The 24235-nt window shown below is 44.3% G+C and carries 21 protein-coding genes; 10 read left to right on the forward strand and 11 right to left on the reverse strand.

Annotated features, from left to right (window positions below; translation table 11 throughout):
• Positions 1–3 precede the first annotated feature (3 nt).
• Complete coding sequence (locus HDC91_RS13880) at positions 4–2838, reverse strand: ATP-binding protein (protein WP_183553165.1); 2835 nt, start codon at positions 2836–2838, stop codon at positions 4–6.
• A gap of 181 nt (positions 2839–3019) precedes the next feature.
• Entirely contained in the window at positions 3020–3667 is a 648-nt protein-coding gene (locus HDC91_RS13885; protein ID WP_221262189.1) for a methyltransferase domain-containing protein, read from the reverse strand.
• 175 nt (positions 3668–3842) lie between these two features.
• On the opposite strand from HDC91_RS13885, the gene HDC91_RS13890 reads away from it, so the two are divergent.
• The 3 genes from HDC91_RS13890 to HDC91_RS13900 are packed head-to-tail and all read left to right on the forward strand — an operon-like array spanning position 3843 to position 6793.
• Positions 3843–5039 carry a glycosyltransferase gene (locus HDC91_RS13890; RefSeq protein ID WP_183553167.1) on the forward strand — a complete coding sequence of 399 codons (1197 nt, stop codon included), beginning with the start codon at positions 3843–3845 and terminating at the stop codon, positions 5037–5039.
• A 40-nt stretch (positions 5040–5079) separates the two neighbouring features.
• The gene (locus tag HDC91_RS13895) at positions 5080–6303 is read left to right on the forward strand and encodes a HAMP domain-containing sensor histidine kinase (protein ID WP_183553169.1); all 1224 of its coding nucleotides are present in this window, start codon (positions 5080–5082) and stop codon (positions 6301–6303) included.
• On the forward strand, positions 6281–6793 hold the full coding sequence (locus tag HDC91_RS13900; protein ID WP_183553171.1) for a DinB family protein: 513 nt from the start codon (positions 6281–6283) through the stop codon (positions 6791–6793). The genes HDC91_RS13895 and HDC91_RS13900 overlap by 23 nt, the downstream gene beginning before the upstream one ends.
• 53 nt (positions 6794–6846) lie before the next feature.
• Here HDC91_RS13900 and HDC91_RS13905 read toward each other — a convergent pair whose 3' ends face one another.
• Positions 6847–7563 carry a hypothetical protein gene (locus HDC91_RS13905; RefSeq protein ID WP_183553173.1) on the reverse strand — a complete coding sequence of 239 codons (717 nt, stop codon included), beginning with the start codon at positions 7561–7563 and terminating at the stop codon, positions 6847–6849.
• A gap of 78 nt (positions 7564–7641) precedes the next feature.
• On the reverse strand, positions 7642–7797 hold the full coding sequence (locus tag HDC91_RS13910; RefSeq protein ID WP_183553517.1) for a hypothetical protein: 156 nt from the start codon (positions 7795–7797) through the stop codon (positions 7642–7644).
• Between HDC91_RS13910 and HDC91_RS13915 the strand changes: the two genes are divergently transcribed.
• The 3 genes from HDC91_RS13915 (at position 7740) to HDC91_RS13925 (ending at position 9756) form a co-directional block, all read left to right on the forward strand.
• On the forward strand, positions 7740–8084 hold the full coding sequence (locus HDC91_RS13915; RefSeq protein ID WP_255476728.1) for an RNA polymerase sigma factor: 345 nt from the start codon (positions 7740–7742) through the stop codon (positions 8082–8084). The genes HDC91_RS13910 and HDC91_RS13915 overlap by 58 nt on opposite strands.
• A complete protein-coding gene (locus HDC91_RS13920) occupies positions 8081–8590 on the forward strand; it encodes a hypothetical protein (RefSeq protein WP_183553175.1) in 510 nt (169 codons plus the stop codon). The genes HDC91_RS13915 and HDC91_RS13920 overlap by 4 nt, the downstream gene beginning before the upstream one ends.
• Positions 8591–8901: 311 nt before the next feature.
• A complete protein-coding gene (locus HDC91_RS13925; protein ID WP_162430512.1) occupies positions 8902–9756 on the forward strand; it encodes a DUF2911 domain-containing protein in 855 nt (284 codons plus the stop codon).
• 46 nt (positions 9757–9802) lie between these two features.
• On the opposite strand, the gene HDC91_RS13930 is transcribed toward HDC91_RS13925, so the two are convergent.
• The 4 genes from HDC91_RS13930 to HDC91_RS13945 all read right to left on the reverse strand — a co-directional run bounded on the left by HDC91_RS13930 (position 9803) and on the right by HDC91_RS13945 (position 15427).
• Positions 9803–10744, reverse strand: a complete 942-nt coding sequence (locus HDC91_RS13930; protein ID WP_183553177.1) for a cation diffusion facilitator family transporter — start codon at positions 10742–10744, stop codon at positions 9803–9805.
• A gap of 67 nt (positions 10745–10811) precedes the next feature.
• Positions 10812–12509 carry a sodium:solute symporter gene (locus HDC91_RS13935; RefSeq protein ID WP_183553178.1) on the reverse strand — a complete coding sequence of 566 codons (1698 nt, stop codon included), beginning with the start codon at positions 12507–12509 and terminating at the stop codon, positions 10812–10814.
• A gap of 111 nt (positions 12510–12620) precedes the next feature.
• On the reverse strand, positions 12621–12818 hold the full coding sequence (locus tag HDC91_RS13940; protein ID WP_162430509.1) for a hypothetical protein: 198 nt from the start codon (positions 12816–12818) through the stop codon (positions 12621–12623).
• A 98-nt stretch (positions 12819–12916) separates the two neighbouring features.
• Positions 12917–15427 (reverse strand): PIG-L family deacetylase, encoded by a 2511-nt coding sequence (locus HDC91_RS13945; protein ID WP_183553186.1) that lies wholly within the window; start codon positions 15425–15427, stop codon positions 12917–12919.
• Positions 15428–15624: 197 nt separating this feature from the next.
• Between HDC91_RS13945 and HDC91_RS13950 the strand changes: the two genes are divergently transcribed.
• Genes HDC91_RS13950 through HDC91_RS13965 form a run of 4 tightly spaced genes read left to right on the forward strand, consistent with a single transcriptional unit; the run spans position 15625 to position 20243 of the window.
• The gene (locus tag HDC91_RS13950) at positions 15625–16269 is read left to right on the forward strand and encodes a TetR/AcrR family transcriptional regulator (protein ID WP_183553188.1); all 645 of its coding nucleotides are present in this window, start codon (positions 15625–15627) and stop codon (positions 16267–16269) included.
• A 10-nt stretch (positions 16270–16279) separates the two neighbouring features.
• A complete protein-coding gene (locus HDC91_RS13955) occupies positions 16280–17620 on the forward strand; it encodes a TolC family protein (RefSeq protein ID WP_255476729.1) in 1341 nt (446 codons plus the stop codon).
• Between the two features lie 17 nt (positions 17621–17637).
• Positions 17638–18693, forward strand: a complete 1056-nt coding sequence (locus tag HDC91_RS13960; RefSeq protein WP_183553192.1) for an HlyD family secretion protein — start codon at positions 17638–17640, stop codon at positions 18691–18693.
• A gap of 5 nt (positions 18694–18698) precedes the next feature.
• Positions 18699–20243: a DHA2 family efflux MFS transporter permease subunit gene (locus tag HDC91_RS13965; protein WP_183553193.1), complete on the forward strand. Its 1545-nt coding sequence runs from the start codon at positions 18699–18701 to the stop codon at positions 20241–20243.
• 214 nt (positions 20244–20457) lie between these two features.
• Here the strand turns inward: HDC91_RS13965 and HDC91_RS13970 are convergent, their stop codons facing one another.
• The 3 genes from HDC91_RS13970 to HDC91_RS13980 all read right to left on the reverse strand — a co-directional run bounded on the left by HDC91_RS13970 (position 20458) and on the right by HDC91_RS13980 (position 24122).
• Positions 20458–21042, reverse strand: coding sequence for a carboxymuconolactone decarboxylase family protein (locus HDC91_RS13970; RefSeq protein WP_183553195.1), 585 nt, complete (start codon positions 21040–21042; stop codon positions 20458–20460).
• Positions 21043–21106: 64 nt separating this feature from the next.
• Positions 21107–21652, reverse strand: a complete 546-nt coding sequence (locus tag HDC91_RS13975; protein WP_162430502.1) for a peroxiredoxin — start codon at positions 21650–21652, stop codon at positions 21107–21109.
• 148 nt (positions 21653–21800) lie between these two features.
• On the reverse strand, positions 21801–24122 hold the full coding sequence (locus HDC91_RS13980; RefSeq protein WP_183553197.1) for a family 20 glycosylhydrolase: 2322 nt from the start codon (positions 24120–24122) through the stop codon (positions 21801–21803).
• Positions 24123–24235: the final 113 nt, after the last annotated feature.

Genomic DNA, 24235 nt, shown 5'->3' on the forward strand with positions numbered 1-24235 from the left:
GTGCTATAAAAGTTCGGTAACCTCGCGGCCGTAATGTTCCTTAAATAATTTGCTAAAATAAGCCGGCGTTTCAAACCCCGCCAGGTATGATATCTCGGCAACGGTGCGGTATTTGCCGCTTTCAATAGCTTCGCGCGCAACCTGTAGTCTTACGGTGCGAATATATTTATTGGGTGTTAAGCCTGTAATATCTTTAATACGCCTGAATAGCTGCCTTTCGCTAATGGCCATCTCGTCGCTGAGTATGGTGATATTTATCTCGGTTTTACCAAGATGGGTACGTAGTGTCCTTTCAAAATTGCTAAGCCATACCATATCCGCGGGCGACGGCGGTAAGGGGGCGCGCGCTGAAACCACGTCAGGACTAATTGTATGCCGGTCCGGATCGACGGTGTCAAATTGCGGATAGCCCCTTCCCGAGGCATTGGCCAGCAGGTTGGCGGTACGTGCAAGCAGTTCGCCGGCTATAAATGGTTTGGTTAAATAGTCATCTACTCCGATGTTTAGCGCGCGTAGCTTATTACGGCTATCTGATAAGGCCGTAAGCATTATTACCGGTATACGGCAATAAACAGGATGTTCTTTTAACTTGCTTAAAAGTGTAAATCCATCCATCTCGGGCATCATCACATCGGATATGATCAGATCGGGTAATACCGTGGCGTTGTTTAACATCTGTAACGCAATAATGCCATTGCCTGCGGTTTTTATATTATATGAGGGAGAGATAACCGAAGCAACGTACCGCACCATTTCGTCGTGGTCTTCTACCAGTAAAACCAACTTACTCGTTTGTGAAACTGCGGCGTTGCCTGGTGCGTCAACTTGGCCGGTAAGGCTTACATGGCTGTTTTGTACAGTTACCGCATTCAATGGTATGTATGCTTTAAAGGTAGCGCCTTCACCATATACGTTTTCAATTTCCACACGCCCACCCATCAGTTCGGCAAATTCTTTAGCTATTGAGAGACCTATACCTGTCCCTCCTTCGGCGTTTAAACTGCTTTGCCTGCCCTGGTAGTAGCGGTCAAATATTTGCGGCAGGTCATCGGGGTGTATGCCCGGGCCGTTGTCCTGTACGCTAAAGGCTATCATATCATCGTGCACAGCAGTTACCACATTTACAGACCGCCCCGCTTGAGTGAACTTTATGGCGTTGCTGATGAAATTATTGGCTATCTTCTCAAACTTATCCTTGTCTAACAATACATGCAGGTTTTCGTTAATATTGCAGCTAAGCGTGTACCTGACACCTTTATATTCGGCGGCAGAAGCGAAACCCTGGAAAAGAAGCTTTATAAACGCGGCCAGGTTTACTGTTTGTGGCTTCACTAATAAACCGCCTGAATCTATTTTTCCAAGATCAAGCAATTCGTTAACCATATTCAGCAATTTTTTGCTGTTACGTGTTATTGCCTGCAAATTAGCTGAGTGCTCTTCAGGTGTTAATTTGCCCTGCAGCAACTGCTCGGCCGGCCCCATTATTAAGGTTAACGGAGTTTTTAACTCGTGGCTGATGTTTGCAAAAAATCTGCTTTTCATAGCATCTATTTTTGCCAGTTGCTGATGTTCGCGAACAAGAGCGGCAGCTTCTTTTCTCTTTTTATATACAAACCACCTGTATGCAGCAATAATTGCCAATAGCGCAAACAACGCCGCTATAATTGTAAAGTTGCGTTGCTGCTTAAGCAAATTACTACGGTTATCTGCCAGTAACAGGCGCTTATCATTTTGATACTTTTTATCCAATTCGGCGGCAAACTGGCCCTGGTCGGTTGTAAGTATGCTATCGTTTAGCCGGTTTTCTTTAACCGCAAAATCAAACGCCCGCTTGTAATCTTTAAGCCCGGCGTAAGCATCAGCCAGTTTGTTGTAAATATCGCGCTGTAAAACCCGGTTGCTATTAGCGCCGGATTGTATTGCCAGCGCTCGGGTATCGTAATCAACCGCTTTTTTATATTGCTTACGATCAATGGACAGGGTGGCTAACTCATTAAGGCTATGCTTTGCCAGCGATGGGTAATTATATTTGGAAGCAATATCTAACGACCTTAGCAGCACAGCCTCGGCTTTATCTGGCTTGCCCTGCATCTGGTAAAGCCTGCCCAGGTTGCCCATATAATTAGCTTTTGCAAAATTTGGTATATTCTTCTCAAACGGCGGGTTTAGTATCTTTTCGAGATAATATGCAGCTTTTGCCAGGTTTTCGGCAGGTATATCCCCATGCTTTTTGGGGCCCGAATAAACATTTGATAAGGTGCTGGCTGCAAAAATGTAAAGGCCGGTATCACGCAGGGCAAGGGCTTCATTTGCCGCCTGCCCGGCAAATGGCAATGCCCGGTTAATTTCGCGTAAGGGGCGGTAAATATCTGCAATGCATATTTTGGTTTCAATGCGCAGCTTTCGCCAGCCATATTTATCAGTTATTTTCAGTGTGGCAAAGGCTTCTTTTAAAGCCGGCTCGTTTTGGGCGCTGCGGCTAAGCATGTAAGCTATCATTAACCGCGCCTTTACGTAGGTAACAGAGTCTGCTTTTGGGCTTATTGCAACAACAGCACGCCGCGCATAATCTAACGCGGTATTTTCTTCGCCTGCCTGGTAATATTTAAACGATGTGGTGTAAAGTATCTGGGCTTCAAACACTTTATTATTCTGCTTTTTAGCAATATTTAAGAGCGAATCGCTATAACGCCTTGCGGAATCGACCGTACTGAACCGGGTAATTCTTTTTATTAAAGGCTTATTATCGCCTTTAGGTGCAGCAGCAACCGTTACCATTACGAGCAAAAATAAGCACAGCAAAAGCCCTTTAGGGTGGTGATAATTAACAGGGGCCATAGTACTCGCTAATTTACAAATTAACCTATGAGATAAGGCATCTTTTATTTAAAGTTAATATATAGTACTAAGTAACTTTGTGGGGCGCAATATGTATTATAACGAAAAATAAGCTATCCTTATTCCGCTAAAAAAATGCCATCACGAAAAACGGGACAGCATTTTATATCGGCAAAATAAGTTATTTTATGGCCTCAAACTTTACAACTAATTCCCACCGTTTCGGATTTTCTACCAGCTTGAACATAGGGTCGGCCGAGTCGTTAAACTCGCACCTGCGGATATTGGTAAAACCCGCGTCGCGCAATTCTTTTTCTGTCGATTCCCAATCCCACAGCCAGAGATGTTCAAGGTACCCAAATAAATGTTTGGTAACCGCTTTAAAGCTTCGCGGCCTAACCTCAACGCCCATCATCATTCTTTTGATGAGGGTGATTGACGCTTCAGGATCGTGCTTTACATCTTTATCGTTGATATAATCGCGCACCAAAACCTCCAGGTCGGGCATTATCATTCTGAATATGCCGCCCGGTTTCAGCATTTTATAAGTGTTACGTAGTGCTATTCTGAAATGCTCGAGCGACATGTGCTCTAATACATGCGAACAATAAACCCCGTCGGCGCTGTTATCTTTTATCCCCGGTAAACCCTTGGTAATATCGCCATACCTGACGTTCTTATCAAATACCTGACCCAGGCTTTTTTTAAGCAAAAAACCTACAACCGGTGTATTTTGAATAACAAGCGTTGGCGATACATCAAAATTAGCCCATTCCTGCGGAGCTGTTTGGCCGCAACCATAATGAACATACAGTTTGTTATCAGACATTTTTAAAGGGTTTTTATCGATAAGCGATATTTACTTACCGTTTTAAAGGTAAACTATTTTTGAAAAATTTTAAAGGCGTTAAAACATATAATTCATCACCATTAGTTGTTTGGAAAACCATTTAATGTTTAATAACAACGGGTTTTATTATTAGTTTAGCAATAAATACCCGGGCATGATACACAACCGCAATATTTTGTGCATAAGCGGAACCGAATGGAACGGTAATTACATTAAGGCTGTTGTTGAGCTCATGAAAGTTCTTTCGGCAAGTAACAGGGTATTATTTGTAGAGAACGCTTATACTTATAAAGATGCCCTTGCCGGTGTAAGAGATAAGGACAAAATAGACTTTGCAAAGGCGTTTGGCTTAAAAAGCCGTATAAAAACAATACCAACCGATAACGGGGGCCGGGTATACGTGCTCTTTCCGCCCCTGGTGTTCCCTGTAAATTTTTTGCCAAGCGGCCTGGTGTATAACAACCTGCTGAAGTTTAATGGCTGGCTTTTGCGGCGCAGTATTAAAAAAGCGTTAAAGCAGCTGGAAATGCAGCATGAGCTAATCAATTTCACATCATTTAACCCGGGCATGGGCGTTATAACCGGCCGCACCTTTAACGAAAAAACACTGATATACCATTGTTATGACGAAATTAAGGGCGCCCCATCATGGCTAAGCAAACATGGCCTTCGGCTCGAGGCTGCATTTATGAAAATGGCCGACGCGGTTATTGTAACTTCAAAGGGCCTTTATGAAAGCAAGAAAGACTTTTGTAAACAATGCTTTATAGTAAAGAATGCCGTAAAGGTTGATCTGTTCAGGAAAGGCTTTAACCATACACCAAACCACGCCAAAATGGTTATTGGTTATGTAGGCACTGTGGATGATCGGTCTGATTATGATCTGTTGCAGCACCTTTTCACCCACATGCCCCATGCTGAATTTGTTTTTGTTGGCCGCATACTAAGCGAACGCGGCGAAGCTATACTAAAAAAATACCCCAACGTAAAGGTTGAAGGCCCTAAAGCACCTGAACAGCTCCCTGCTTACCTGCAAGCTTTTTCGGTTGGTATCATCCCTTTTGTAAAGGACAATTTTACAAAGGGTATTTATCCCATGAAAATAAACGAGTATTTGGCCGCGGGGCTCCCTGTGGTAAGTACCAATTTTGGTGACATTGCCGACTTTAGCAACCTGATAAAAATAACCGACGACAAAGAAACGTTTCTGCAATATGTATTAAGCGAAATGACTGAAGATACGCCCGAAAAACGGCAGGCGCGCTTAAAAACCGCCGAGAGTAACACATGGCATAGGCGTGCTGAAGAAATATCGGCCGTGATTGAACGGGTGGAGGAAGGGCTAAAATGAGCCGATCCCGAAAAAAATCCCGTTATTTGAGCATCTCTTTATGAACCCGTATCAACAAAAACGCCTTTGGAAATATTTTTTGCTTGCCTTTGCCGTGGTTATTGCCAGCGGGTCGGTTTTTTATACCAGCTATCTTGTAAAAAATATTGCACACAGCGAACGTACGCGGGCCCAGGTATGGGCATTAAGTATGAAACAGATAGGTAACACATACGATAATGACTTTTTGTCGTACGTGTTATCTGTACGCGATAGCCTTATTGTGCCCGCCATTGTTACCGATGCGAAAGGCGACTTTTTGTTTACCCGGGGGTTAGATTCAACCAAAACCTTCATCAACCTGGATAAAGAGGAACTCAAGAGCCAGAAAAAGAAATTCGACCTGCAGTATTTTAAGGATGAGCTGGCTTATATGAAAAAGCAGCACGAGCCTATAAGGCTTACAACTGTTTTTAACGAACCGTGGCTTGTGTATTATAAAGATTCGCCCCTGCTAACGCAGTTAAAAATATTCCCCTATATACAGTTATCGGTTATCGCCATATTTTTATTAGTTGCTTATACGGCGTTCAGTTCTTCGCGCAAATCCGAGCAAAACCAGGTTTGGGTAGGCCTGGCTAAAGAGACCGCTCACCAACTGGGTACCCCCATATCATCGTTAATGGCCTGGATCGAGGTGATGAAAGAAAAATTCAATGCCGAGGACGACCCGCTTATGGCCGAAATGGAGAACGATGTAAAGCGGCTTGAGATAGTAGCCGACCGTTTTTCGAAAATCGGATCGAAACCAAAGCTGGATGAACACCCGGTTTACGATGTAGTAAAAGATTTTGTAGACTATTTCAGGGTGCGGGCGAGCAACCGGATCACGTTTGAACTGACAGGCAACCGCCGTTTAACCGCCGGACTAAACATCCCACTGTTTGATTGGGTGTTGGAAAACCTGCTGAAAAACGCAGTGAATGCGATTGAAGGCACCGGGACCGTAAGGGTATCTGTAACGGGCAACAAACCAAAAAAACTGATATTTATTGATATTGCCGATACCGGCAAAGGCATAGCACGCTCAAAGTTTGATACGGTGTTTCAGCCGGGTTATACTACAAGGCAGCGCGGCTGGGGGCTGGGACTGTCGTTAACAAAACGCATTATACAAAATTATCACGACGGGCAGATCTTTATTAAAGAGTCTGAGCTGGGTAAGGGTACAACATTTAGGATAGTATTAAAAACAATAAAGTATGATAAGCAAGCCAAACTCTGACGAGTACCCGCCGTATGCTGCAGGATACGTGAACGCAGTGCCTGAAGGCGCCGATGTTTTGCAGCTGTTGGCCGATAATCAGGCGTTTACCTACAACTTATTCCACAACATGAGCGAAGAGCAGGCCATGCATGCCTATGCTGATGGTAAATGGACATTGAAGGAAGTGCTTGGCCACATGATAGATACCGAAAGGGTATTCTCGTTCCGCGCCTTTGTTTTTTCGCGCGAGGATATATCCCTGCCCGGCTTTGACCAGGAAACCTATGTAAATAGCACCGACTTTAACAGCCGTACCATACAAAGCCTTGCTGAAGAGTTTAGAGCGGTGCGCCAATCCACCCTGTATTTGTACCGGTCATTCAGTGCTGAACAATTAGGGCATAGTGGTGTGGCCAGTGGCGCGCTGGTTAAAGTTGCTGCATTGGTATATATTACCGCCGGGCACGAAATATATCACCTTAATATTATAAAAGATCGCTATTTATAAATAAAACGGCCTGTCAAATTTTTTGACAGGCCGTTTTATTATGCAGTTACTCTTTAATAGTTCCAGCTGGTCCTTCTCATATGGTCCACAGCGGGTTCGTCTCCCTGTATTTTCAGGTAGGCCGTAAACTCCGATTCAACGGGTTTATCATTGTACATACTGGGTATCCATTCAACAGCAAACTTATCGTCGGGCAGGGTCACCTTCTGTTTGTCGGCCTTTTTGCCGTTTACCGAGTAAATTACGGTATAGGTTGCTTTGCCATCGGTACCAATACGAGCAGTTACCTCTGCATCCATATCTTTATACTTTGCATCCCTAACGGCGTAAATATTATTTGCCATTAGCTGTAAATAATAATCTACCGAGCAAAGTGGCAACGGAACCGAAGCGTCTTTTCGTACCTTATCTTCATCACTTAAAATGGTAACAATTACGTTATCAAGCGCATGTTCATCTAAAAATGCCAGTTTTTTCTGGTCATAATTATAGCGCATAAATAATTTGAAATCTTTATTAAAAAAGTTCCAGTTACCGGCCCTTTGGTCATCCTTATACACACCCTGTAACCACAAACCATTGTTATTAAGGTTTTGTATTGCATACACGCCCTCTTTATGATTATTGGTGGTGTTCACATTATAAACCACTTCCGAAGCGTTGGTTATTTTCGCCTTCTTCTCAGCGGTTTGCGCTGATGCCGAAAGCCCCGCGACCATCAGCGTCATCATTAATAATATTTTATTCTTCATCACAATTAGAATTTTCATATAAAGATAACAGGAATTAATATTATAACAAAAAAAAAGGAGCCTGTCGGCTCCTTTAAATGCTTCTGCTTATTAAGCTTATTTATTAAGGTCGTTGTCGTAAAGTTCTTTCTTTTCAATACGGTAAGAAAGCACCAGGCCAAGGCCGCCAAATATGGCTATCAGGCCAAAGTAAATTGCTTCATTTTGATATTGGCTGCTGGCGAAAACGGTGCGATCAAGCAGGTAGGCCAAAAACAAACCTAAACCTGCACCAAATAGAGAGCAAGCCAGGCGGTTACGATTATAACGTTGAAAATAAGTCGCGATCGTATTATTTGAATGAGGCTATACAACAATTATTGCCTGACGATGCCGCTATTATAACCATGTTTTACAAGGGCGAGCAATCGCTTGAAGAGATATCGCAGGCCATGGGTATAGAGGCCAACACGGTTAAGGTGAAACTATTTAGAGCGCGCCAGCGTTTGAAAGAAAGGCTGGAGCGTAATTTGAAACATGAAGTTAACGAATTGATATGAACAGTATAGAAGAAAAGCTTTGGAACTACATTGATGGTACCTGCGCCCCGCAAGAGCAGCAGGCCATTGCCATGCTTATTGAACAGGACGAGGTATATCAAAAAAAGTACAATGAGTTGCTGCAATTGAATACGGCATTCAGCGCGATGGACCTGGATGAGCCACCGATGGCCTTTACCTATAATGTAATGGAAGGCATCCGCATAGAAAATGCGAAACAGCCGCTGAAGGCGGCTATTGATAAACGCATCATTTTAGGGATATCAACCTTTTTTGCGTTAAGCCTGGTAATATTATTAATGTATGCCTTAGGCGCGGTAAACTGGTCGGCGGGCACGGGCTTCAAATTATCCGGGCAGCTAAACGTTACGCAATTAAACGTTCCGCAGGTAAGCAGTTATTTTACAGGTCCGGTAATTAAAGGGTTCCTGTTTTTTGATGTGGTAATGGGCCTGTTTTTACTGGATAACTATCTGCGCCGTAAAAACCTCACAAAGCTGCAATAACTGTATGCCTGCTTGTATAAAATAACCAACACTACTGCCGTATATGATAGCCGAGGCCCTTTATAAAAGGTTCTATTCCGTCGTTTTGACACATTTAGAAAATTTTTAGCGCTTGTTCAATTTTGGTATAGTATTTGTTCTACGCTATGCATACCGGCAATCTTGCCGGTTAATTGTGATAAGGTTTAGGTTGAAAGTCCCCCGGAGCAAGTCTGGGGGGCTTTTATTTTTTACGCAGTTCACAAAAATCCTTTGTATATATTTCACTTAAAATTCATCTTACAATTAGTAACTTCGTAATAACTATGACGATGAAAAAATATTTTAAAGGTGTTATAACCATGCTGTTGGCATGTGCTACCATAATTGCTTCCGCGCAGGACAAGCCGCGTATCCCCGAAGCCAGTTCAACCCAAACTATTATACAGGATTTCGGGTTGGGAAAAATCACGATAACCTACTCGCGCCCCAACGTTAAAGGCCGAAAAATATTTGGCGGCATAAACCCGTATGGCGAAGTATGGCGCACCGGCGCAAACGCTGCTACTACCATAACCTTTAGCGAAGATGTATTGGTTGAAGGCAACAAAGTGCCCGCAGGCACGTATGCCCTTTTCAGCATTCCGGAGCCAAATAGCTGGACCATTATTTTAAATAAAACGGCTAAACAATGGGGTGCTTACGACTATAAAAAAGCCGATGACCTTTTACGTTTTACCGTAAAGCCTATAACAGTTAAAGAAAAACGCGAAACCTTTACCATTGCGTTTGCTAACTCAACCACTAAAACAACCGACCTGTATATTATATGGGACCATACCGCGGTTCCTATTCATATGCAAACAGACGATGATGCGCAGATAACTGCCAACATTGATAAGTTGATGCAGGGGGATGTTAAAAAGCGCCCTTATTTTAATGCCATACAGTATTACTACGAAAATGATAAAGACCTTAAAAAAGCTATGCAATGGGTACTTGAAGCTGAAAAGCTTGAGCCAAACGGCCCGTGGTATAAATTATGGAAGGCACGCATACAATTGAAAACTGGCGATAAAGCAGCGGCTGTTGCAACCGCCCAGGAGGGTGTAAGGTTAGCCAAAGCCAGCAACGATGATGAATACGTACGCCTGAACGAAGCCGTAATAGCACAGGCTAAAGAATAAAAGAATAATTACAACACCGTATAGTAAAAAGCCTTAAACAAAAAGTTTAAGGCTTTTTTATTTCGAACAAACTGCTGGGGATGCGTGTGTAGGTTTGCGGTTGTACAAACACCAGCTTTATTAGCGGGAAGGTTGTTTTTATGGCCAGTCGAATCCGCTCTATCGATGCGGTAATATCCTCGGTGTCGATATCCGGATCAAATTCTATTATCAGCATTAATACAACCTCGTCAGGCGCCTGGTAGGTAGATAACACGTTAACCACCTTTATAACAGCCTTATCTTTCTCGGCAAGCACCCTTATTTGATGCTGGGTATCGCGCCCGATGCCTTCGCCCATTAACAGGCTGCGGCTTTCTCTGGCCAATATGGCCGATACAAACACCAGTAGCAACCCAACCAGCACCGACGCAATACCATCCATATAAGGCATGTGATAGTTATGGCCTATCAGCATAAATACAAACACAATAGCAAGGCCAAGCACCGCTGCGCCATCTTCAAATAAAACCAAAAAGCTGGACGGATCTTTACTTTTAACAATCGCGTTCCACCATGACAGGCCACCGCGAACCTTGTTAAATTCTTTTATGGCGATAATAAGCGATGTACCCTCGAAAATTGCCGATAGCGCCAGTACAATATAGTTCCACATGGGGTTGTTAACCGGCTCGGGTTTAATAATATGCTGTATGCCCTGGTAAACCGATATGCCCCCGCCCAAACCAAATATGAGTATTGATACCATGAATGACCAGAAATAAAGTTCCTTACCGTACCCAAACGGATGGATAGTATCCGGCTTTTTTTTGCTTTGTTTTAAGCCATATAATAGCAGTACCTGGTTTACAGTATCAACCATAGAGTGTATCCCTTCGGATATCATAGACGAACTGTTGGTAAAACCGCCTGCAATAAATTTGGTTACAGCTATAAGCAGGTTAGCTGCCAGCGCGCTATAGATGGATGCATTGTTTTTAGCTTTCATACCGGTGTTACAGTACTAAATGCTAAAATACCCGATGTGTTTGTTTGAGCGTACTTTTTTGGGTGGATTACCTTAAAGCAGGCTTTTTTTGCATGATAAATATATTTAACAGCCAGGCAATTATAATTACCCCGATGCAGCCAATTGCGTTTAACCAAAGATAGGCTACCGCATTATAATACCCCATAATACATATTATTATTTCGGTAATCACCGCTGCAGCAAATACGGGCGTACCTTTTATACTTTTTATGTAAAAAGCTACAATAAACACCCCCAGGATGGTGCCGTAAATGTACGATCCGAGCTGATTAACGGCTTCTAACAGGTTGCCTATCTTGCTTGCGTAAAGCGCCATGCCAATACAAACCACCCCCCAAAACACCGTTGCCACGCGCGATGCTGTTACATAAGTATGATCGCTTTCGTTGGGCTTTAATATACGTTTGTAAATGTCGACCATGGTGGTCGATCCTAGGGCGTTAAGGCCACTGGCTGTGGAACCCATAGAGGCCAGAAAGATAATGGCAATAAGCAATCCTATTAGTCCTCGCGGCAGGTAATGCGTTACAAACGTAAGAAAAACGTAGTTGGTATCGTTTACGTTGTCGTTGCCGCTGTTTTTCTTTATGATGCTGATAGCGCTTTTCCTCACCGAGTCGGTTTGCGCCTCCGCGGCTTTTAAACCGGCTTTTGCGGCACTTATCTGCTGTGCATCTTTACTATCAAATGCTTTTATCAGGTCTTCTGTCTTTTGCTTTTTGTGGTTAAAGGCGTCGCCATATCGTTTTTCTAACAGGTTAAATTGCGGGGCATATTGGCTCCTCTTTACCTGTTCTACCTCGTAATTATTAAAAAACACCGGCGGCCTGTTAAACTGGTAAAAACTAAACACCAGCACACCTATCAGTAGTATTAAAAACTGCATAGGAACTTTGATCAGCCCGTTCATGATCAGGCCGAGCCTGCTTTGCCCCACGGAGCTACCCGTTAAATAACGCCCAACCTGGCTTTGGTCGGTACCGAAATAAGATAACTGCAGAAAGAAACCGCCGATGATACCGCTCCATATGTTGTAACGGTTATCCGCATCAAACTTCCAGTCGATAACGTTCATGCGGCCCAGGTTGCCGGCCAGCTTAATGGCTTTTATAAAACCCACGTTTTGGGGCAATAACATTACCACCAAAACACCCGCCACGAACATCCCGGTAAAAATAATGCTCATTTGCAGCAGTTGGGTGTACGATACGGCTTTGGCCCCGCCGTAAACGGTATAAAACAAAACCAGCCCGCCAATAAACAAGGTGGTATAGGTAGTGTTGATATGCAATATACCCGAAAGGATAATAGCCGGTGCATATATGGTGATGGCCGTAGACAAGCCCCGTTGAACCAAAAATAAAATAGCGGTAAGCGCCCGGGTCTTGAGATCGAACCGCTGCTCTAAAAATTCGTAAGCGGTGTAAACTTTAAGCTTATGAAATATAGGAACAAAAGTTATACATAAAACGATCATGGCCAGCGGCAGCCCAAAGTAAAACTGCACAAAACGCATCCCATCGCTGTAAGCCTGGCCCGGGGCCGATAAAAAGGTGATGGCGCTGGCTTGGGTGGCCATAACGGATAAACCTACGTGGTACCATGGCAGCGAACGGTTGCCGAAGTATTGGTCGATATTTTTGCTGTTGCCGCTTTTCCATACGCCATAAGCAACTATGGCAAGCAGCGTGCTGCCGAGAACTATCCAGTCGGTTAAGCTCATTCAAAATACTTTGTGATGAGCCAAAATACTAAAATTAAAAAAACCAGCCATACGATAACGATACCGTAAAACTGGTTCCAGTTTTTTATAAAAGATGGGAGATCGGTATTATCAGACCTCTTCACGGCCTCTCACCAGAAATTTAATGAACAGGGCTGCGGTTAATAAACCAAAAACACCACCTACAGGTATCCAGATAAACCCTCTTTCAACAATAGCGCCTACGAACATACCGCAAACCAAAGCTACCAGGTAGTATACATAATCGTAGTTTTTTTCTTCTTTGTGTGGATGATGATGATGTGACATGATATTTTATATTATGGCAACAAAAGTAGGTGATTAATTGCTTTATATCAACTGCTTATTTTAAGCAATTTATTCCATTACGGGCTCATTTAGGGTTATCAGTTCTTAGGTTTACTTAACAAGTTTATAAATAGGCGATACGCCCCCGGCACACCCGCAGGCAGTTCCCTGAAAAACGCCAGCGATGTATATACAAAGCGCCCTTTGCCAAAGTTTGCTACAATCAGCGCGCCCTTGTTTGGGGCCATGCCGGTATCGTTCATCTGCAGCGGGGTGCTGTATTGGCTGTCGATATCGCTTACAAAGTACAATCCGCGTTCCTGTATCCAGTCATTAAAATCTGCATTGGTTATTTTATTGGGATAGTTTAGCACAGGGTTTTGCGGGTCGGTAAAGGTTACTTTTGCATCTTCTTCAGTTACGCGCTGGTTTACCACCGTAAACGGATAAGGGCCAATTTGCTTGGTTACCAGGCCATTATTATTATTGTATTGCACAACCAAATTACCACCATTTTTTACATATTCCATTAGCCGGGGCTGTTCATATGCAAGACGGGCGCTTACGTTATACGCCCGTACGCCGGTTACAATGGCGTCGTAAACAGACAGGTCGGCGTTAATAATTTCATCCTCGGTTAGCAGGTGCACATCATACCCCACCTCGCGCAGCGCATCAGGCACCAGGTCGCCGGCACCGGCTATGTAGCCCACTTTTTTGCCCGCGGTTTTTAAGTCGATGCTCACCAGTTTAGCCTGCGCCGGCGGGAAAATAGTAATGGCCGGGATGTGATTGTACCTGATATCCAGCAATCCCCGCGAAAACGTTTTGCCGTTGGCGATGATATCCGCCTGCAATACCCCTGTGTTGGTTTTGGTATCAACGGGCGATACGCTGAATGTTACTGCCCACTCTTCGCCTTTGGCTTTATCTGTAAAATCAATTTTAGCCGGGCTTATCTTCCACCCCTTTACAGGCTTTAAACTGATGCTGCCTTTGGTGTTTGTAAAGCTTTTTAATTTTATCTGTAACAGTTGTGGTTGCGTATTGTTATATACGTATGCCTTCTCGGCAATGTTAGCGGTAACAGGTGGGGTTATTTCTAACGGCTGATAGATCTCGCCTCGTGCGGGATCAACATATTTGTAAACCAATTTACGGTTATACGAAATGTCTTTGCCTGCTATATTAAACTGATAATTTATCGCAGGCACATCCGGATTTTCAGGATTACCAACTTTAAGGATGTTATTTATAGCATAGCTCCCAATGCCATGCGATTCTTCCAACCAGTAAGGTTGGGAAAGTTTAACTGCCGGTAACTTATAAGGGAAAGTTTTTAACTGCCCTTTAGTTAATATGCTGTCAGCAAATACAATAAACTCGTCAGCTTGGTTGATGCCAAAAAGTTTCACTGATACATTACTGCGGTTAATCGTCTGCAGTTGAATTTTTATCGTATCGCCCAAAGCATACGCAGGCTCATTTGCGTAAGCCTCAAACCACAATCCCGCGCATTGTGCTATCAGATCTTTTAGCTCGTTTGTTTTTTGCTTGTGCCAGTAATCATAGCTTGAGTTAGCCACTTCAGTTAACCTCACCGTTTGGAAGGCTTTATTGGTAGCTACCGTTTGGTCAACTTCATCCAAAAACTTAACCAGTGCCGGTACCGATGCCTCGGGGGCATCATCATTAAACGCTTTGGTAATAACAGCAAGTTGCGCGGCTACCGGCGCACCAAATGGTATGCGGTTCCAGGTAACATCAACGCCATCCATCAGGTCGGTTTTAGGTGCGTCGCCCAAAATGGTCTTGAAATATTCAAAGGCATCGCCGCGCTGCCTGGCCGAGCCAAAGCCCTGAGTTTTATGGTTACTACGGCTCTCGGCAGCTATTTCGCCATAGCTTTTGCCTAAAATTGGGTTGTAACCGCCAACATTTATCTTAAACTGATCAGGCGAGGTGGTATTCACCGATCCAAAACTAAAGGTGTTCCATAGCAGGCGTTTGGCCTGCCACACGCCAACGTATTTTAATTGTTCGGGATAACGTTTAGGGTCGGCAGCTGCACTGAAAGCCTCCTGTGCTAAAATAGCCGAAGCCGTGTGGTTACCATGGCCGCCCTCGCCGGTTGTGGGGAAACGGCATATCATTACATCGGGCCTAAAATTACGTATCACCCAAACCATATCGCCTAATACCTTGTCCTTATCCCAAAATTTCAGGGTTTCTTCTGGATTTTTAGAGAAACCGAAATCGTTGGCCCTGCTAAAAAACTGCTCTGCCCCATCCGTACGGCGGGCTGCTAAAAGTTCCTGCGTTCGTATCAGGCCCAATAACTCGCCCTGCTCGGTACCTATCAGGTTTTGCCCGCCGTCTCCCCTGGTGAGCGACAGGTAACCCGTACGATAGTGTTTTTCCTGGGCCAGGTAGGCCAGCAGGCGGGTGTTCTCGTCATCGGGATGGGCCGCAATATAAAGTACGCTGCCCAGCACGTTCAGCTTTTTTAAATTTTGCCGGATGGAACCGATATCCGCCTGAGGGGCTGTTTGCGAAAAAACCAAATAGCTTATTAAAACAAAGACAAGAGTGAACGATATGCGCTTCATAACAACAAATATATCTGAAAGATAACTTGGTGCAATAATTGGTACGATAATTATACCGTCATAATTACCCTGCAATTCTCACCTTTTAATCGATTGATTAATTTTTTCAACTTGATTATCAGATAATTACATAATCAGACAAATAAATGACTTTCACTAATCAATCGTTTGATTAATTTTGCGCGGGACAAAAAGAAATGGAAAAAGAAAAAATTGATAAAAAAGACCACATACTCGACGTAGCCGAACGGGTTTTTGCCGAGTTAGGTTATGATGGCGCCTCAACCCGTGTCATCTCCGGCGAGGCGGGCGTAAACATGGCGATGCTTAATTACTACTTCGGGTCGAAGGAAGGGGTTTTTCTGGCAATTTTCGATCGCCGCATATCTACCTTCCAATCGGTGTTGCTTAGCATAGGGAATGACGAGAGTAAAAGCTGGTGGGAAAAACTGGATAAATATATTGACAGCTACGTGGAGAAGGTTATTAACAATAACTGCTTCCATGTAATGCTTCACCGCGAGATATCCAAATCAAAAAAAACGGAGCTCACCGACCAGATAACCGGCATCATTATGAAAAATGTAAGTGTACTGCAGGATATCATAGACGGCGGTATCAAAAGCGGCGAATTTAATAAGGATGTTGACCCGCAATTTGTGGTGGCGACCGTATTTGGCACCAAAAGTTACCTTGTAAATACGCCGCATATATCGTCGGTGATTATAGGTTACGATGTAATGGATGCAAAAAATCAGGACGAAAAACTAAAGCCCCGGTTAAAAAACTATCTAAAAAAACTGTTAAAAGCTTACTTACAGAACGAAAATGACAACCACTAAATACCTACACTTGAAACCTTTAAAAATTAACAAGGCATTAAAGGCCGCGGGCAGTATTGCTATTTTGCTTATGGCGTTGCTGATTACCAGCCCCGCCGCCGCCCAGGAGCGGACAATTACACTTGACGAAGCCATTAGGCTGGGCTTAGAAAACAGCAAAGTGCTAAAACTTTCGCAATCGCGTATTGACCAGGCCGTGTCGCAATACCAGCAGGCTAAAGACCGCTCGTTACCAACCGGATCTGCCAGTTTTGGCTATAACCGGGCGCAGATACCTGCCCACAAGTTAAACCTGGGAGAAGAAACTTTAACCCTGCCTACAAGTGCTAACGCCTACTTAGGTACCTTATCGTTAAACCAGGTAATATGGGCCGGAAATAAGTTAAGGTACGCACGCGAATCAACCAACCTGCTTACCGAAGTTGCGCGCCTGGATGCCGTGAACGACAGGGACCAGATTACTTATAGCATTATTAATGCCTATTACAACCTGTATAAGGTATTACAAAGCAAAAAGATAGTTGAGCAAAATCTGGCCACCATTGATGCCCAGATCAAGCAATCGCAACGCTTTTTTGACCAGGGTATAGTAACCAAAAATGATGTGTTACGCTTTCAGTTACAACGTTCGAACATCGAACTGAATGGCATCGACCTGGAAAACAATCGTCGTATCATCAACTATAATATGAATATTTTATTGGGATTACCCGAAGGCACCCAGTTAAATATTGAGCAAATTACGGAGGCCGAAAGGTCAGCAATGCCTTTGTCCGCTTATCTGGATTCGGCCATGAGCAACAGGCCCGAATTCAAACAAATGGATCTGCGTACCCAGGTTGCTGATATCGACATCAAAAACATAAAAGCAAACACCAGGCCTACCTTATCAGCATCGGGCAGCGCGTATTATGTAGGTGTATCGGCCAACCCGCTGCCCAAAAGCGGCAACTTTATTACGCCAATATCAATCGGGTTAACCTTAGGATGGGATTTTGGCAGCCTTTGGACTAACAAGAACAAGGTTACCGAAGCCAAGCTAAGGCGCGAAGAGGTGATCATTAACAGGGGTATTACCACAGATAATGTCAAAAATGAAGTGAACCAAAGTTATCAGAACTATAAGACGGCACTTGAAAAGATAGCCCTGCTGCAAACCTCTATTAATCAGGCGACAGAGAATAACCGCATACTTGAAAATAAATACCGCAGCAATATATCAACCGCTACAGATCGTGCGGACGCGCAAACCCTGCTTTACCAGGCCGAAATTAACCTTGAACTGGCTAAAGCTGATGCAGGGCTTGCATATTATACTTTACTAAAATCAACAGGAAAACTTAACAAATAATTACAATACATAAAGCGATGGCAAACCAAACACAAGAAACACAACCTAAAAAGAAAAACAAAGTTCTCCCAATAATACTTGGGGTGATCCTTTTAGGGGGTATCATATTCGGTGTAAAAGAATATATATACTTCAGCAAGCACGTTGACACCGACGATGCACAGATAGATGGCGACATTAGCCCTGTTGTTGCCCGTGTAGGCGGCTATGTTGACAGCCTGATGTTTGAAGAGAACACACACGTAAACAAAGGCCAGTTACTGGTTAAAATAGACGACCGCGACTTAAGAGTGAAATTAGAGCAGGCGCAGGCTGCACAGGTTGGTGCAAGCGCAGGCGTTAATGTAAACCAATCGCAAATATCTACCACAGCAGCAAATTCGGCGAGCGCAAAGGCACAGGTTGCATCGGCAGCGGCCCGGTTAGAAAAAGTGCAGAAAGACTACCAGCGCTATGCCAACCTGGTTAAAGACGGATCGATAACACAGCAACAGTTTGACCAGGCCAAGGCCGACCTTGACGTGGCACGCGCTAACTACAATGCCGCAAAAGACGAATACAGGGCGGCCCAGCAGCAAATAGCCACCAGCCGCAGCCAGTTAAAGGTTACCAATACCGGTGTAAGCCAAAGGCAGGTTGATATTGATTATGCCAAGCTGCAGTTAAGTTATGCTAATGTTAAATCGCCGGCGAGTGGTATCGTAGCGAAAAAGAACGTACAGGTAGGCCAGCTGGTGCAGGCAGGACAAACCTTGTTCTCGGTAGTAAACGATAACAGCATATTCGTGACTGCTAATTTTAAAGAAACGCAGCTTAATAAAATTAAGAACGGCCTAAAGGTAGACCTTAAGGTAGATGCCTACCCCGACCTGAAAATTGAAGGTACGGTGTACAATTTTTCGCCTGCTACAGGTGCTAAATTCTCGTTACTTCCACCAGATAATGCTACCGGCAACTTTGTTAAGGTTGTACAACGTGTGCCTGTTAAAATCAAAATAACCGGCAGTAAAGAAGATATCGCGAAACTGCGCCCGGGTATGAGCGTTGATGTTTCGGTAATTACAAAAGACTAAATAAAATGGCTGAAACTGGCTTTAAAAAATGGATAATCACCATTACGGTGATTATGGCGTCATTACTCGAGCTGATTGATACCACCATTGTAAACGTTGCTATACCGCACATTCAGGGAAACCTTGGGGCAACCCTGGAAGATATTGCCTGGGTAGTTACCGGTTATGCGGTGGCAAACGTTATCATCCTGCCTATGTCAGGATGGCTTGGTGGGCGCTTTGGCCGTAAAAGTTACTTCCTTACTTCCATTATCATATTTACCATAGCATCGTTTTTATGTGGTAACGCTACTACGCTCAACGAGCTTGTGATATTCCGGATACTGCAGGGCATTGCCGGCGGCGGTTTGATCTCAACCGGACAAACCATATTACTGGAAACCTGGCCGCGCGAGCAAATTGGTACCGCTACAGCCCTTTTTGGTTTGGGTGCGGTGGTGGGCCCAACGGTAGGCCCAACTATTGGCGGCTGGATCACCGAAAATTACTCGTGGCCGTGGATATTTTATGTAAACTTACCGGTAGGCGCGCTTGCCGCGTTCCTAACTTATACCTTTATCAGGGAAACGCCCAAAGAAGAAAAAAGGCCCATTGATTGGTGGGGCATTGGTTTATTGGCGGTTGCAGTGGGCAGCTTGCAAACTATTTTAGAAAAAGGAGAATCAGAGGATTGGTTTGCTAAAAACTATATCATCGTACTAACCATTACTGCGATACTTGGCATTATACTATTTATATGGAGGGAACTAAGTACCGACCACCCTATTGTAAACTTTAGTATAATGCGGCACCGGAGTTTTGCCGTGGGCATGTTTACCTCCTTTATATTAGGATTTGGTTTATATGGTTCGGTGTTTGTGTTCCCGGTATTTTGCCAAAACCTGCTGGGATTTAACGCACAACAAACCGGCGAATTATTATTCCCCGGTGGTTTGTGTACCATAATTATGATGCCCTTTATTGGTAAAATGCTTAATAAGGGTATCCCCGCACAGTTTATGGCTACAGCGGGCATGTTCCTGTTCTTTGTATTTACATGGATGCTTAGCAACTCTACCCTGGCAACCGGCGAGAAGGATGTGCTGATACCATTGCTTATACGCGGTGTAGGTATGGCCCTGCTATTTGTGCCGTTAACCACTTTGGCAATGGCCGATCTGAAAGGCCCGGAAATTGGGCAGGGATCGGGTTTAAATAATATGATGCGCCAATTGGGCGGCTCGTTTGGCATAGCGGCATTAACAACGCTTATACACATTCGCCAGGGTTATCACCGAAGTACTCTGATTGAACATGTAAACCCATACAACCCCGCCTTTACCGAGCGCTTAAACCAGTTAGTACACGGGTTTATGGCTAAGGGCAAATCGGTTTTAGACGCCACACATATGGCTTATGCGGCCATTGAGGGCACGGTTATCAGGCAAACCATGCTGTTAACTTACGACGATGCTTACTGGATCTCGGGCTTGATCATGCTGTTCTCGATACCCTTATTGTATCTGCAGCCTTTCCGCAAAAACATGAAACCCATCGCCGACGCGCATTAAAAACAAAGCCATTCTGCTTTTACAAGCGGAATGGCTTCTCCAAAAAATCAACAATTAAAATTCTTATCCCCTGGGATCTATAGTCTTAAATAAATAAAATCTTTACGATAACAGGGGGTATTAGTAATGTTAAGCCTTAAAATTAGGGCTTTTATATGAACAAACCCAAATTTTATTTTACATTATTTTTGAACACGGTAAGGATCATCCGGTTTTAAAAAATAATTTTTCCGGTAGCGGTAACCAGTGATGCTATCCTAACGGCATCAAATATGCGCTCCTCGGTGGTGCCTAACTTTATTAGCGAATCTTCGTGCGCGTTTACACACATCTCGCAGCCATTAACAGCAGATATAGCAAGGCTCATCAATTCAAAAAACTCTTTGCCGGTTACGGGCTTCATCATTAATTGCATACGTATGCGTGCAGGTATCTGGGTATACTTTTCCTTTTGAGTAAAATGCCTGAACCTGTAAAATATATTGTTTGAGGCCAGCAACGAAGCGCAGCCTACAGCTTCGGCCACGTCAGCGTCAGTAGCCTCATTTTGCTTCGCTACGCCGGTATAGTAAGCAATAAGCGCCGCGTTTTGATTGTTAACTGCAGTGCTTAGCCCCAGCAAGGCGCATTCTTTCGGGCTAAGATGCTCAGACGTAAGGGTGCTGGTAAAGTTTAACTTCAGATCGCGCAGGTAGCGCGATTCGCCAGTTTCTAATAAAGTAAGGGCGGGTGTACGGTATGATGTTTCCAGGCCCACGCTTTGCAGCAGTTCCTGTATTATCTCGGTGCTTTCGTTCATGATATGTGGTTAATAAAAAAGCCCTGCACTTTTACAGGTACAGGGCCTTTCAATGATATAAAAATTATACAGTTAAAGTTTCCTGGCCTTTTTCCCAGTTACAAGGGCAAAGCTCATCGGTTTGCAAGCCGTCAAGCACGCGCAAAACTTCTTTAACATTACGGCCTACGCTCAGGTCGTTTACAGATACCCAGCGGATGATGCCGGTAGGGTCAATAATAAAAGTAGCGCGGTAAGCGATCTTTTCGTTTGGCTCTAAAATACCCAGGTCTTCGGCTAATGATTTTGAAGTATCAGCCAGCATCGGGAATTTAAGGTCGCGCAGGTCATCATGGTGGGTCCTCCAGGCAGCATGCACAAACTCGCTATCAGTAGAGGCGCCAATTAAACGGGTATCGCGGTCGCGGAACTCGCCAAAGTTTTTGTTGAACTCAGCGATCTCGGTCGGGCATACAAATGTAAAATCCTTTGGCCACCAGAACATTACGGTCCAAACGTTATCATCGTTTTCAAGATAATCCGAGGTGATGGTTTCAAACTCTTTGCCTTTTTCCAAAGAAACTACGGCTGTTTTACTAAAAGCGGGAAATTTTTGTCCTATCGTTAACATAATGGCTATTTTATTAAAATTTATGCAACAAATATACGGATAAAAGCCCATCTAATTCCATCATTAATATCTATATTATATAGTTTTTATCTATAATATAATACACTGATATTGAAGTAAGTTATTACAAAATTTGAAAAAACCTGATTTAATTAAACAAATTTGCCGCATTTATCTCCTCTTTACTACCTCCCGGGGCGGTGATAAAAACCTTTAACGGCGTTTGCCTTATCCGGTAAGCACCGGGCTGCAACACAGGCTGGTTATAAATATATTTCACCTTGATGGTGTGGTATCCTTTGGCCAGGGGCAGCGCCGGCTCAGCCTCGGTTATCTGCAGTCCATCTATAAATACCTGGGTATCGGTGTAGGATGCCTGGGTGAAATTATACGCGCCATCTGCAGGGATGTTTATATAGCCATTGTAAACCACGCCAAAGCTGGGGTTATCCTTTTTAAATTGTTCTGCATTCAGCCTGTCGATGATGGCCGAGTCTTTTGCGGTTACATAATCTAATTGTTCGGGCGTGGTAAATTTGCTTTTTATCAGCTTGTAGCTCAAGCCCGGTTTGTTAGCGGTATAGTTTACAGCGGGTAGCAGCGCGCGATTGTACATCAACACCCTTGTAGCAATACTGAGCCTGCCCGATGGCGTAATAACCCGTGTTTTAAACTCGCGTTTCTCGTTTGCGGGGATAGCGAAAACAATAGGGGTGCCGTTATATTCCAGGTCTGTATCCAGCGGGTCGCGGCCGTTTAGGGTATAGTATATTTTAGCCCCCGGCACCACGCTTTTCGGTGCCCAGGTAAACCGCTGACCAAATACCATGGTATCTATAACCGGCATTGCTGTTGGTACGCGGTAATTGTACCCCTTTGCATCTAACCGCGCAAAGTGGTTAGCCAGGCGCACATTGGCAAAATTGTCGTAATCCTTATTGGCAGGCAGGCTCCACGCCACCTCACTCAACGCGAACAAGCGCGGAAATATCTGGTACTGCAGCTTAGCCATCGTCGGCACGTACTCCGTCCACAGGTTGCCCTGGGTACCAATGATGTATTGCTGCTCTTGGGGTGTCAGTTCTTTTGATACCGGGTCGTAATTATAGGTCTCGTCGAGCGTGGCGTAACGGCCAAACGATACCGGCTCCTGCGGCGAACCGCTTTGGTAATGATCAAAGTAGTTGCCGGTGGTTTGCGGTGTCATGATAACGTTGTGCTTTTGTTTGGCTGCCGCTATGCCGCCTTCTTCGCCTGTCCAGCTCATTACGGTTGCATTTGGCGCAAGGCCGCCTTCCAGTATCTCGTCCCAGCCAATAATGCTGCGCCCTTTACTGTTAATGAATTTTTCCATCCGCTGTATAAAATAGCTTTGCACCCCGTTCTCATCTTTCAGGTCTTTCTCCTTTATCAAATTCTGCACAAAAGCCGACTCTTTCCAGGGCTGCTTATTGGCCTCGTCGCCGCCAATGTGTATGTACTTACCCGGGAAAAGCGCCATCACTTCGGTAAGTACGTCCTCTAAAAAGCCGAACGTTTTTTCGGTTGGGCAAAACAGGTTGTTGTAAGCACGGGCATTGGTCTTACTATCGGCCGGCTGTTCACACTTCAATTCGGGATACGCCCGCAAAGCGGCTTCGCAATGCGCAGGCATCTCAATTTCGGGCACTATGTTTATAAACCTGTCAGCAGCAAATCTCACCACGTCACGTATATCGTCCTGGGTATAATATCCGCCATAAGTTAGGCTGTCGGGCCAGTCGCGGTTGGTGCCAAACATGGTTTGCTGGCGATAAGCGCCTACTGAAGTTAGCTTCGGATATTTTTTGATCTCGATCCGCCAGCCCTGCCCGTCAACCAAATGCCAGTGAAAATTATTGATCTTATAAGCGGCCAGCAATTCAATCACTTGTTTAACCTGCGGCACAGTAAAAAAATGGCGCGATACATCAAGCATCATGCCCCGGTAACCAAAGCGCGGCGCATCCTCAATTACCACGCAAGGCAGCTTTTCGGTGCCCGATGTGGCTACCGGGAACAACTGCATAAATGTTTGCATCCCATAAAATAACCCCGCTCCTTTACCTATAATAGTAATGCGATGCGGCGTTATGGTAAGCTTATAACCCTCTGTCGGCAAGTTTTCGGCACCTTTTGCTGTTAGAATCAGCGTGGTGCCTTTGGTCGATCTTATTTTCGGATTGTATTTGCCAAACCTGTTATTGAAATGGCGGTTATTCAGTAAAAAATCCCTTAAAAAAGCAATGGTTTTGTCTTTAGGGTTATCGGCCTTTACCTGTGTAAGCTGGCTAAATACAAACACCCCTTTATTTTTGATAATAGATGCCGGCGCGGGGATAATGCCCAGGTGCGGGTCGTCGGCAGGAGTTTGGGCGCTGGTTTGCACTATTACAGCAAATAAAAGGGCTAAAGCTAAAAATGCTTTTTCAGGTAAATGGTTTGTGATCATAACAAGCAGATAGTGTGGGCTATGGGTACGAATTGCTAAAATACCATTATACCTATAGATTACTATATTAGCCGTGTAACAAATAATTGACAGGCAGAATATTACATTTGTAG

The organism is Mucilaginibacter sp. AK015 (assembly GCF_014200785.1).
Taxonomy (GTDB): Bacteria; Bacteroidota; Bacteroidia; order Sphingobacteriales; family Sphingobacteriaceae; genus Mucilaginibacter.